This window comes from Fibrobacter sp. UWP2 (genome assembly GCF_900141705.1).
GTDB lineage: Bacteria > Fibrobacterota > Fibrobacteria > Fibrobacterales > Fibrobacteraceae > Fibrobacter.
The window spans coordinates 73,134-86,899 of sequence record NZ_FQYM01000012.1 but is presented as its reverse complement, the minus strand read 5'-3'; the positions used below and the strand labels follow the sequence as shown (position 1 = coordinate 86,899).

General features: G+C 42.9%; 5 protein-coding genes. 2 read left to right on the top strand and 3 right to left on the bottom strand.

Annotated elements, in window-relative coordinates; translation table 11 throughout:
- Positions 1-125: 125 nt before the first annotated feature.
- A complete protein-coding gene (locus tag BUB55_RS07665; protein ID WP_072801212.1) occupies positions 126-341 on the top strand; it encodes a DUF3791 domain-containing protein in 216 nt (71 codons plus the stop codon).
- Positions 342-376: 35 nt separating this feature from the next.
- Positions 377-787 (top strand): DUF3990 domain-containing protein, encoded by a 411-nt coding sequence (locus BUB55_RS14750; RefSeq protein ID WP_143152962.1) that lies wholly within the window; start codon positions 377-379, stop codon positions 785-787.
- On the opposite strand, the gene BUB55_RS13995 is transcribed toward BUB55_RS14750, so the two are convergent.
- From BUB55_RS13995 to BUB55_RS07650, 3 genes are read right to left on the bottom strand one after another with little or no spacing between them, the layout of a single operon-like run.
- Positions 732-1,376: a hypothetical protein gene (locus tag BUB55_RS13995; protein WP_143152961.1), complete on the bottom strand. Its 645-nt coding sequence runs from the start codon at positions 1,374-1,376 to the stop codon at positions 732-734. The genes BUB55_RS14750 and BUB55_RS13995 overlap by 56 nt on opposite strands.
- Positions 1,377-1,408: 32 nt before the next feature.
- On the bottom strand, positions 1,409-6,280 hold the full coding sequence (locus BUB55_RS07655; RefSeq protein WP_073189649.1) for an RHS repeat domain-containing protein: 4,872 nt from the start codon (positions 6,278-6,280) through the stop codon (positions 1,409-1,411).
- Between the two features lie 10 nt (positions 6,281-6,290).
- Positions 6,291-13,586 carry a cadherin-like beta sandwich domain-containing protein gene (locus tag BUB55_RS07650; protein ID WP_143152960.1) on the bottom strand — a complete coding sequence of 2,432 codons (7,296 nt, stop codon included), beginning with the start codon at positions 13,584-13,586 and terminating at the stop codon, positions 6,291-6,293.
- Positions 13,587-13,766 lie beyond the last annotated feature (180 nt).

Sequence of the window (13,766 nt, the reverse complement as noted above, 5' to 3'; positions counted from 1 at the left end):
TTGCTTGGTGTTTTTTTGCTGAACCAAATTTACAAGTTGGAGACCACCTTTTTCTTTTTGGTTGCAGAAATTTCAACTAACTTTGGGGCATCTTCGGCGATGTCAAGATGTATATTATCTAAGAAATGGACAAGAAACTGATCAGATATACCGTTGCATGCGTCAACGAGTTCGCCGCAAACAAGAGCCTCACCGAAAAGCAGGCTTTTGATTATCTATGCAATCACGGAGCGATGGATTTCCTTGTCGAATTCTACGATGTGGAGCATACGCTTTCATTTGAAGACGCCATCAACGACCTGACGCTAGTCAGCCAGCAGAACGGAGGGAAGATACAGTGATTCTCTTCCACGGTTCGAACACGGACATCGCCTAAATTGAACTGTCCAAGTGCCGCCCGAACAAGGATTTCGGCAAGGGGTTCTACCTTACCACCATTCGGGAGCAGGCTGTAAGGATGGCTCAAAGGGTGGCAAGAATGTATGGCGGCTCGCCCACCCTGAATATATACGATTTCGACAATTCGGTGGACAAACTGGGAACCCTGAACATCCGTCACTTTGATTCACCCAGCGTAGAATGGGCGAAATTCGTCATCACAAATCGAAACGCAACAAAACTGAAAGACCCGCAAGAAGACTCCAACATAGACGGTCGGTTCGACTTGGTCATAGGGCCGATTGCGAACGATGACTTGGCATTGCTATTCAATATCATCCATTCAAAAAATTTTAGTAATCTGCCATTTTATTGCCATCCATCTTGTAATAAGGCCAAGTATGCCTAACTACATCAGACGGAATATAATTTTCATCTGCCACTGATTCTTCCTTCAAGACATTCAACAATTTTTCTGCATTCATTTCTTCTTTTAAAAACAAATCCATATATATTTCATGATAAATTGTAATACACGAATCACAGTCTTTTTTTACTGATATTTCTGCAAAAAGATAATCGCATTTTATTCCATCTGTAGATTGGCAAAGAGCGAATTTCGCCCCATTATTATCTATATAAATAGGTCCCCGTTCAGACGCAAACGAATAAATGGATTTTACGGAAGAAGAACTTGAATCCTCGGGAAAATAATACATTTGTGCCGCATAATAAAAAAATAGAACATTTAACTCACCAACCCCACTCGCTTTTATTTGTAAAGTTTCTACATATTCTTTGAATGTTATATATTCTAGAGAACAAGGGTATAAAATTATTCGATTCTCTATTTTTTCTTCACACACATTATAGCGCAAAATAGACTTTTCCCCTGGTTCATACGTATACCTGCTATGGAACGAGTCCTTTATTCTCTCTGAAAAAATTTTCACACTCCAACGATTTCGGTCACCATTCAAAACAGCACAACTACTCATCACTAAAAGGGTTACAACAAGAAATCTAAAAGTCATCTTCGTTGCGTCTCCAAAAGAATATTGTACAAGCGCCTTCGGTTTCCAAAAGTTTCTAAAGTTTTTATAGTTTGTTTGCTTGTTGATTTTCTTTCAATAAATGTTTTTAAATCAGAGATTTCTTTCGCACGTTCATTAGGCCAGAATTTATTAAACTTATGATCTAATAAACGATCTCTTACTAGAGCTTCTTCAGCATCAATACTATTATTAAACATCAGTCTCATATTATCAGGTCCCATATAATTAAATTTTTGGTGAAGACCTTCATGCGCAATTGTTTCATAAAAATTTGCTGCTGATGTGGTGGCCGATTTCGCAATTTTTATATTGCCCAAATTATCAGTCATTCCCTCCGCATCAACAAATCCAGTTTTGCTGGTAGCACTTTCTACCCGAAAATATTCCTGTGTCATATCCACAGATATCGTTCCTGAGGCTAAGCCTTCTTCATTTCCTATATAATTAGCAACTCGATTTAAGAAATCAAAACGTTTGCCAAAATTATATGTTTCTTCATAAACACTCCATTGATAATTGACATCTGTTTGAAAGCGAATCTCACTCAGCGTTCCTCCTAAAACCGCTCCAATGCCTACTTGTGCAAGAAAGCCATTCCACCCCAACCAACTCCATTCGGAACGATTCCCCAAAGCGTTGTTTAAAAAATAACTTGATGTATAACCAGCAGCAGATCCTGCAGCACCACCAACAGCACCTCCAACAAAGGCCGCCGCCGAACCAGATTCCATAAGAACTCCAGCAGCACCCGTTGCCAAACCACCTACTGCGCTTCCGACTCCTCCACTAGCAGCTCCAGCAATGGCACCTACTGCGGCACCCTGTGCAATTGCTTTACCACATCCCACTTCATTTGCTCCGCTACAATTCACCGCCGAAACAGTCCCGCCAATAGCGGCTCCTATAGCGGCCCCCACAATGATGGCCGCAGTCACACTTTCCCCGTTTGGGTCTATATAGTTTAGCGGGTCGCCGCCATAAGTATAGGCGTTCGCAAACTGTCCGGCAGGGTCCGGCGTAAGCCATAGTCCAAAGAGCGGGTCATAGAATCGTGCACCGAAGTAATACTTGTTTATGTAGGAATCAAATTCCTTGGCCTGCCAGCGTCTTGAATCTTCAGCATCGTCATGAGCCAAGTCAATTAGTGCTCCGTATGGGTAATAGGCGTATGCGCTCTGGACTCCAGATGTATTTGCATAGCCCCTTATATTGCCCTGAACATCTGTCACAGGGAAATACGCTGCGCCATCTTTGCGGTAGCCGCCAGCAATCAAATCCTCCCGTACAAGAGAATAATCCCCACTTCCATCCTTGCGGTAAACGCCCACACCGCTCAGGGTCGCTTCTCCGTAACCGGAACTTCCGTCACTGTAGTTAAAATAGACGCGCTGGCCGTTTTCATCATAGGCCATGTGAATTTGCCCCGATTCCGAAGACGAGAAATCATCCAAATTTTCCAGCGAAATCCCCGATGGGACTTCAGGATATAACCGCACTTTTTCCGGCAAGGCCCTGGCATCCAGTTCGTAGGCGGCACGAGCATAACGGTCTAGCCACACATTTCCTGAAGCGTCGTAAGAATAATACTCATACGGGGTATAGCTTCTACCCGAAATTGTCATACCATAAGGTCGATAATACCCTTGATGGCTCTGAGAACCATAGTAATACCCTACAGCCTGAGATCCCTCGTGTTTGACAGTCAATCGTCCAAGTTCGTCGTAACTATAACTTGCATTTCTAGTTCCGGACATTTCCGTCAGACGGCCCAGATAGTCATAGGTATAGCCAGCATTTTCTACAACTCGGCCTACAGTTCCCGCATCAGCCCACACTCTTGCCACGGTTGACTGTCGCACAGACAAGGGATTTTCATACGATATGTTTTCAGAATAAAGCTCCGTAGAGCCGTTCCTATAGTCTAGTACAACGGGTCTTCCGTATACATCGCGCCGAACAGTTTTTGCAAACACCTCTGCTCCCGCGTCGTAATAATGTTTGGATACAACATTCCCATTTGCACTGTACGTATAGCTAGCCAACATGGAATTGCCTTCGCGTGTTTCAACGAGACGACCCTTGTAGTCGTAAGTTCTAGTCCTTGTTGACTTTTGCGTCCAACCGCTTCCATTCCATTCCGAATAGGTCGAAGAAGCCAGTTCGTCGGACAAGTTATAGACATAGGACAATTGTACCGCGGGAACATCGTCAAACAGATAGACGACCCACTGTCTTGACATGCGCCCAATGCGGTCATAGGACTTCATTTTTATAGATACAGGATTACCTTCACCGTCGTAGGCAATGATAGCCCCGACATCATAATCGCGTATTCCGTCCATCTGAGACAGAATGTTTCCAAGCAGCGAGCTGTTCAGGTTTACCCCGTATAGGGTCAATGTATCGGATGTCGGCTTTCCGTAAACTGTGCGGACTATGGGAGTAAGAGCTGCGGAAGCAATCGCCGTATTTGGGGCAGCAAAGTCATGACCGCCATGTACTTCGCCGATTGCGACAACACGCCCTTCGCCGTCATATACATTCGCCATAAAGTAGTTGTTTCCCAAAGCCTTCTGGCGAGCGTTTCTCGTAAACCTTAAATTTCCCAGGGAATCATAGGCATATTCCACCAGGCCACGGTCATTGGATTTTTTCGAGAGCAGGCGACCCATGGCATCATAGCTCATCGTATCCGCAAACGCAGGGTAATCCCTAAGATAAGATCGAATTAACCTGTCATAGCCATCATACTCGTTCATGACAACGAGTTCATTCTCGCCATCGTATGTCCATGTCGATACAGTCCTGTTTTTCTCATCCGTTACACTTTGCGTATAACGCCCTTCAGCATCGCGAGATATCGTCAAATGCTTTCCGCCCGGGTTCTTGATTCTTTTCCTGAAATTATCCGATATATTGTCTTCGTTCAAATAATCCAAATAGAGAAAGTCCGTCGCAACAGAAGCGGGCAAACCGTAGGATTCCTGGACTTGCTGCTGATATTCAAAAGAACGCCTCGCTATCCCCGCATTCCTTCCGAAGGAACCGGAAGTATTTCCATATCTCGGTTCGAATTCCGTAAAGGCATTACTCTCCGCATTCGGTTTGTCTGTAGAATCGGTTCCGTCGTAATAATTATTCGCCGCGGTCACACAGGCTTCGCAAGCCATATCCATATACCCGAATGCAGTCGTATCACGCACAAACGACATCGGCTCATATTTTGTTTTTCCGAGAGCGTCACTATATACGGCTGACACAATATACTTTCCGTCAGCAAGAGAATCCAGCTTCTGCACAGTCGAACCGAAGGCGTCCTTGAAAAATGCCGATGTAAACTTTCTCGCATTTGACTGGTTGACGGGATCAAGATAGGAATCGGTCTTTACCATTTCCGGTACGACATCGAGCGTCCTCGCCTCACAGGGAGCAAATTCAACGACCACATTCACATTTTCATGCATGGCCGTGATATCAAAATCAATCTTCGAATACGGCTTGTTTCCATAGACCTTAAAAAACTTTACATATTCATTTGCGGCCCTCATTGCATTAAAAGACGGATTTATGGGAGGCATTTTCGAAATAATTTCTCCATTGAGAACAACAACTTTTCCATTCACCGTAATCCGTTCTATCGTCGAACCGGCCTTGCCTATTATTGAAGCGGAAGCATTTTCACCTTCGTACAGGCTAAACGGAGAAGTACCCGACGGGGAGTTCATCGATACACGACCACTTCCCGTAATCGAAAAAGTCAACTGATATGGTTTAGGTGGCAGAAACTGGATTGACGGGAGTTGCTTTAGATTGTATACAATCCGGCCTATTCTAAATGTCATATTCTGGTTTTGCGGGTAAGCCAGTTGAAACTTGAAACCTGGTGCAGGCCTAGTTACATAAAGCGATGTATAGAAAGGTCCACCCCACTGGTAGGTGTAGTCTTCGGGACTAAACACCCCCATCGTCTGGTTCATCTTCATAGATGGATAATTTGCATAGACGGTTCCTTGAAATTCGTCAAAATACCAAATGCAAAGACTATCGTCAACATCGACCGGATTAAGCATCTTGACTTCGATATTACGGATTCCTCCAACTACGGGGTACTCTCTAGAATAATCATAAGCAAGGAGTCCCCCAGCTTGCGAAAATGTTCCCATATTCACAAGAAGGCCAGTCCCAATGCCGTTTGGTTCAGTAATAGAAACCCCGGCCCCGTTAAATGATTTCGCTATCCATCCTGGTCTCAAACCATTCGGCCCATAGACATCCATTCTGGTCACTTGTTTCTTCTCCGGACGTGTTTTTACAGTTCCGTTATACAAGACCGGACGCATCCAATTAAGCAATTCCGGTTTGGCGTGAGCAACATCGTTTTGCCATAGCTGTACCTGAATTTCACCGTCTATAAAGAAAGACGACTGGACAGAATAGGATTTTCCCCTATACAGAAACGGCCCCATTTCTACAACGGTAAGATAATTCGAATTCGCATCGACGATGGACCTCCATCTAAAAGAGTTTCCCATGTTGACATCGGCAGAAATAGGCTGTAGATAGGGTTCGATGTCCTTATCAAGACCATTAGTCAGATTTCCGAAAGAAATGCGTCCATCGGCAAAAATGGTAAGATTTGAATATGTTCGCGACATATATGTAAATTGATTTGCTTCGGGAAGACTGAGAACAGTCCCGTTCACCGAAAAAGGCACAACTTCCGCGTCTGACATATCTATCCAGCTGGGAAGCGCCCTATGAATTTTGCCATCGCTGTATCGTTGGGCAAAGACATCGGCATAGGAATATCCGACAATCAGGAATAGAAGAATTAGTATCTTTTTCATTTTTTCACTCCTATTCAATTACGGCATCCGCCTGTACGTATAGATTGTTAGCCCAAATCAATCCTTCCCACCTAGATTGAGTAGCAAGGCTCACGGATGCGAACGGAGCGACAAGAATGGACGCAAAATCAGAATAGACTCCGAAATACATTAAGTCAGTAGTATTCGTATAAAGAAATACATTTTCCGCTCCACCAGGAGAATTGTAGAGCCCCGCACGGTCAGCAATGCTGATACCGTTTTGTACCCACAGACGAACAGGGCCATCAAAGTACACCCTGACATCAGGTTCTACGACAAAGGAGTCAAAATAATATTCCCCTTCCTCAAAATGTATTTCCGAATTTGCATAGGCATGGAAATCCTTATATGCACCAGAAGATATCGTCGCCGAATCATTCACACCGACGATAAAATCCGTTATTCCTGTAACGAAATAATTTACAGGTATGTCCGCAATATGGACATCCCTATGTTCAATTTGTCCGTGCGTTGCACCATCCTGCATATACAGATTTCCACCTAAAGTAATATCCTCGACATTTGAATTGGACCGTAACAAGACATCCCCTTCAACAGTCATCTGTGCAAGAACATTTGCTCCTGCGCAAACCTCGACCGTTTCACCGACAACTTCATCGGCAGAAATCGAAGCCCGATCATAAAGGGCCATATATCCTGTAGCATAGACCTTGTGCCCTAACAAATTCCTATACGGTAAAGGGATATTCTCATTTTCGTCAACTCCGCTACTATCGTCATCGCTTTCATTCTTGTTTTCAGCAATGTTGTCATCTTCAACGAAAATAACTTGCTTATTTCCATATTCATCCTCCAGGAATAACGTATCGATTGAAGCCTTGGAGAAATCCAAATCAACACAGGTGCTGCGGAAATAGGTCGTTCCCTTGAACCACAAACGAACGCCGAACGGGAACTGAATACAGAATTTACGATACGAACTATCCCCCCTACTGACATATAGTGCCGTATCCAAAGCTATGCCGACAGGAATCAAATTGCTGTTGGTACTGACACTATATTGCAATGTTTTATCCGATGAATCCGCAGTCGGGTGCTCCCTAAACAGGTCTATCGTATAAGTCAAAGATACGCCATTAGCCCCGATGACATTTATTTCTATGCGGTTCTCTCCAGGTTCCAAATGAATTTCACTTGTCAAATCCTGGAAGTTATATCCGGGAGAAAATATTGAACCGACCCACGATATCAGTGCACCAAAGAAATTGACACCCTCATAGGAAACCTGGTTCCCGTTATGAAGCACCTGCACAGAAGCTACATCCAGCGGTTCCATCAAGGCAGGTGATATTTCAATGACAGAGTCATCCGACAATACCTTGGCCGAATAATTTAAAATGTATTGACGGAATTCGGACGAAATTGTTGTCACGGCACCCGTAACCTGAATTCCAGAAAGAGTTATATCAACGTCATCCGCCGATACATACTTCATTGGAACAATATGCTTTCTGCGACTTTTCGTTTCTTTATCCGATGCCCGTACAACAACAGCGGGGGTTCCATTTGAGCCAAAAGCCAAGTTGGCCGAATTCACCGTTTTATTTGACTTAATGAAAGCAGGGATACCAACAGAAAGCCATCGTGAATCTCGATAACTTACAAGAGTGAGTCCATCTTCGTTTTGACTATTCGCAAACAAGACATAAGGGATTCCATTCCGAACAGCAAAATCAAACGGAGCATCACTTTCTAAATAAGCAATAATCCGGCGTTCCTGTTCAACGGGTAATCCCGCAGAATTTACAATAGAAGCATCCTCGTAGGGAGTAAACTGGAGTCTATGTTCGGGAATACCATCTTCATCTTCCGTGTCGACAAATTCGCCCCTGAGAACCGTAATAGCAGTCTTACCAGTATTATCCACAGAGACATTGTATGCGACAGCAAGGTAGATATAGTCAGCATCGCCAACAATCTTAAACTGCTTCACCATGGTAAGTGGTATTGAATCATCCATAAAGACAAAATCTCCTAGATAATTCGGAAGCATGTCATTGGAAGCAGAATCCTTTGTAAGAGTCGGCCCCGCCCAAATACTTCCTGAGCCAGATATCCCAGATTCCGAAGAATCAAAAAGTCTCTTTATAATCAAGAATTTGGGAGAAGAAACGCTATCTCCATGTTCAGCAATCACATCATCCTTATATAGTTCAAAATAGGGATTTCGTGCAACATACGCCACATAGAGTTTTCCGCCAGGACCTGTTGTCAAATCAACGCCAAACACATCACCATTCTCTATAATACCCGGCACAACAGATGGAGGCGCATCAAAATCTTGCCCAAACACCGTATAGCCACCTATAGGCATCCATACATTGTTTATAAAACAACTGGAAGCTAGTACCGAAGGCGTTGTGCCATCATGGGCAGCTGTCTTTACATAGGCCGCACAAACATTGCCAGTTGAATTCGCCGACATAGCAAAATCAAGCCCGTATACGGAGGCATCAAAAATGTAACCATTGTTGGTCCATGTTTCTGAATTGCCAGAGAACAGTTCAGCATTTTCGTTGCTAGTAGAATCAACCATCAGGATTCGCGGCATTGAAAGCAAATAGCTGTTTCCACCAGACGTTGTTCCCGACAGAGCTTTAGACTTTTGCAAAGTTACCAGATTTTCAATCCATACATTTCCACTAAAATCAGCCGTATAGACTCCATCTGATGCAGAATAGACTATTTTCGAAGAATCGCCCCTATTTATAAACAGCGGCATTTCTGCCTTTCTCAAGACATTTCCATAGCCAACCCACCCGGAAGAGGCTTTCTGAATATGCACAGTATAAATCCCGACACTATCCGCCCCGACATCTATTTCCAATGTATATGAGGTATTGTTATCAAATGTAGCATACAACCCATCGGTAGCAGAGCAACAGTCGTAATGCCATCCAGCCGAAGCAGACTCTCCGTCCGCATAAAGACGATAACGGACTGCATCTTCCGAATTCTTTGGTTCCCAAGAAATAACTACATCCTCCTTGTTTCCGGCCAATACATATTGCAAGTTTCGATTAGTCGAAGACTGCAGAATCGGTTTGGAATCAAAAGATAAAGACGCCAAGTCATCTGAACCAAGAGAAGGATCGCTACATCTTGCATCGATGAAATCATTTTCGCTTACAAGCCGTAGACTACCGGAAACATCTTCACCAAAAGTCTTTTTGATCCGTCCGTTTCCATCCAGCGTAATATGCTTACCAACACCTCGATCATCAACTTCGGCAACAGGCATCCCGAAGTGTACATCATAGTATTTGACCATGGCTGCAGCACCAGCGGGAATCATCCGAATATCCTGCACACGAGTATTTCCCGTACCAGACAAGGAAACATTCTGTAAACCCGAATTCACTTCGCCTTCCCACTCGACATAATGCCATTTACCGGCTGCATTCCCATCTAAAGTCCAGTTATATTTCTGTATTCCATTAAGTGACAACGTAACTGTTGCAGATGTGTTGTCCGCATTTTGAACCCATGCGGAAAAACGATATTTACCTTGCCTTGCCTGCTTGACGACACCTGAAAAGCCATATCTCAAATCCATCACGACTTTTGAAAAGCGACCATTAGACGCACCTTCGCCATCGGTTGCTCTTCCCTGTAAAGGCAACAAGTGACATTCACTAGTCACTTCCATGCCATTTTCGTCACAACGATCACCAGGAATAACAAGAATTTCATCAAATCCGGCATTTTGCACCACGGCACGTTCAAAAGCAATTGAGTCATCATCAACTATCCGCGCGGTCTTGTTACCAAGAGCATCCTTTCGTTCTACCGCAAAACCATTCCAATATTTTGAGATTTCAGAATTCTTTTTCCATATAGCACTCGGGTTCGCATCAAGAGCCCAAGGAATTCCCTGGAACGAATTTCCATTTACGAGTTCCTCAGGATTATAAGCCCATTCTTCAACAAGGTGCGGTATTCCTATTGAGTCGTTTGCAGCGGCATAACGAGCCGCCGTAGCCTGAACTACTTTTCCCGAAGTGCAATTGGGCTTACATGAATAAGAAAGCAATGGGTTGCGGAGATGATTTTCATTACGTTCAAAAATATATTCTTCCGCAGAATATCTTAGCACCTGTTCATTTGAGGCCTCGTTTGAACCGTTTTCGTAGAATAATTTTCTTGAGGGTAGCCCATTGAGTGCTATATTGTACTCGGTCGAATCCTTACTCTTGACGCCCTTGATGTATGTTTCTATAGAACTGACAGCATCGACATGCAACAGATTCGGCCAATTTGAATTATGGTAACGAGTATACTTGGAAATTGAACTTTTTTCAATAACTTCCCCCACATAGGTTCTTTCAGCGCAAATTTTTCCCAGTCCAAGCCCGACATCACTGTAATCAATTGAGCACAATTCTCGTTCAATCATCCCTGAATTATCTGGTAATTCAACGCGAACGGTCGTTATTAAGGGTGTATTATTCACATAATCAAATGCGATATCTGGAGCCTTGTCAAAATTATAAACATACTTGTAAGAAAATTTCTTATCTACAATAGGGTCATGCACAGTTTTCTGTCCAACAAGCAGAACCCCCTTATTCTTTACGAAGGAATCATTTTTCTTATAGTAGATTGTCGTTGTTCCGGCTTCCGTTGTTTCGGCAGCTCCTTCAACAGCAAAGAAATCACCTATTGTATAAGACTCGTCAAAGATTTCGACCGTAGTCAGTCCTTGTCCGCTCGGGTTTCGGATATCCTCAAAGTGACTCCAATTTATATCAAGTTGTTCTTCGTTCCATTTTACGCCGTCCCACAGAAAAGCCTTGTTTGATCGTTTCTCTATATACCAATTCGAGCCAACAACCAAATGTTTTTCACTTTTGGAATCATCAGTATTTACTTCACCATATCTTATCCACCCACCATCATTTTGCCGCTCAAACAATTCAATATTTGCACCGGGGTGGGTTTCACTCCACACTCTCACATATTTACACTTCCACTTTACACCCCAACGCTTAAATTTCGGCCAACAAAAATAGGGTATTTCAATAATGTTGTCTACTTTGGGTCTTCTTGTCACAAAGAAATTGCTACTCCCAACAGCATCCCATTCCGCCTCTTCCAAAAGGTCAAAATCATCATGATGAACCATATTCCTATTTTCAAAAGGAATCCGCCAGGATTCACCATCCCAATCAAATAAAGTCAAGTCATCGTTGTCATTGTGTCGCATAGCGACATAATTATAACCTACAGCCTGCGCCCTCGGAACGCCCTGAACCCCATGGACATCGTAGTTAAGTAATTTTGTCCAGCCACTACCATTCCAATGATACGCTTCTGCTCGTTGTCCCCAAAGGCCCGTGGACTCCACGGCACCAAACAAATAGCCGTTCCCCCAATAATAACGATTATCGTCATCCAAGTCATCGTTGTCATAAGTTTTTTGAACAGAAATTCCAGAAGCCTCATACTTAAAAGAAAAAATTCTTACCCGGTAGTTGTTTCCCCAATCTGTACCTATATAAGAAACAGCAATGTGATTTTCCGACGGATAAATCTGAAGAAACTGATTATCCATACTCCCTTCATCAGCAGAAAGAGTGTCTATTACAAAGGAACCTCCCCAAAGAGTCCAAGGAACCGTTAACGTCAGGGTAGATTCGTCTGAAGACAGATTTCCCTTTACTATATAATTAGGGCCAGTAAGCACCAATTCCCTATCACCATCATCATGTATATAAGGCTTTACTAGCCATGTTGCACCATCCCATACAACAGGATACATATCGTAGCTAACGCCATTACCTGTCACATAGGCGAACCAGTTGTTTTTCGCCGTAATAAAATACCCTTTGTCATGATACGGCAGTGAACTTAATTCCTTTCGTATATTCCAGGCGCCGTTTCGCCAATAATAAACAACAACTTTTTTTTCGTTCTTGTCAACACCTAACAAATAGGGAGTTCCGTCCTCCAAGTAACCTAGCGACACATTGACAACAGGCAATTTCTCCGAGTGAATAGTCAACGGTTGTTTATCTATGGCCTGATAGACATAATCAAATGACACTTTTCCGCAGTTCGCCCCCTGAATTTCCTTCATCATGCCTAACGCGTAGGAATCATTCAAATACGCTTTATACACATTATCGTAGTATTCATATGATTCTCGTTTCGTTTCCTTTCCGGCGCCATTCGCCCACACTATTCGTGTCAATAAACGCTTGGTGTATTTTTTATTTTCGTCGGCGTCTAGACTTGGAGAAACTTTCAAAGCTTCATAACAGAAGCCTACCGTTTGCAGAATTTCGCCATCCATTCCATAAAGTTCTACCTTAGACAAGAATTTTCGTTCCAGGGGGTCCACAAACGCATCAATTTCATCATCAGCAGAAAGTTCTTCTTTTCCGATAGCATCAACCACTTCACCTTCAAAATCACCTTTATTTTTATCTGAAAGAACAAACTTTACATAAGAACCCATCGAGGAACGAACCTCTTTTAAGTATGTTTCTTTTGTATATCTGTTTTGAGAAGTCCAGGAACCATGCTTTATTTTTTCCTGAAACTGGTAATAAGAATATGTTAAAGAATTATTTTTCCAATCATAAATTTTAGCTAGGCTCCAAGAAACAGGATAAGGAACATCGTCCCCGTCAATAGACTCGCCCGTGTGCCCAAATGCAGGAAAACCTAGCTCATACGCAGTCGCTCCTTGCGCACTACAGGCTGTATCTAAAGCATTGGTCAAACAATAAGACATATCTCCATATTGGTACTTATTGCCCGAATCATCTGTCAGAACCCATCCAACGACAATTTCAAAAGTTTTGCCACTCAAAATTTTTGTTTCAACATGTCTTTCAACCAACCAATATGGCAAACCTTCAATCCACCATCGATTTCCCTCATAAATCAACTTATAACGAATCCCCTCTGCTGTTACTAGGTAATAAAAATCATCCAAAAGGCTCATCGAATGGTTGTTTTCGCTAACGATTTTAGCAAAACCCATAGACCAACCTAAACCAACCCAGCTAGTCGGACTCAAGTCATTTCGATTTTTTACACTCTGAGAAACATTACCCGAATAATTCAAAGCAAACGAGGTGGATACACCCCCTGCAGACAGCGTTGCAAGAGGAACACTAAAGCTAACCGTTCCAGATAAAGGGTTTATCCCACCATCAGGGGACATATATTTATTGAACGCTTCGCCCGTTTCCACAGATTGCGAAAACACAAAAGAGCAAAGAGCAAGCAAAGCCTGTAAGATTTTTGAAAGCATACTGTAAATATAAATTATGACAAGCGGCAAGGATTGTAAATTTAATTCACCACATTCCTATATGCAAAAAAAAGGATTAAAATTATTTATTTATTATCTGCTAGACTTTTTTTTCACCACTTATAGAAAAATTTTTTCTGGAGTTTTATGGGCTAAGCCACCAAATGTGGATGTATTGGC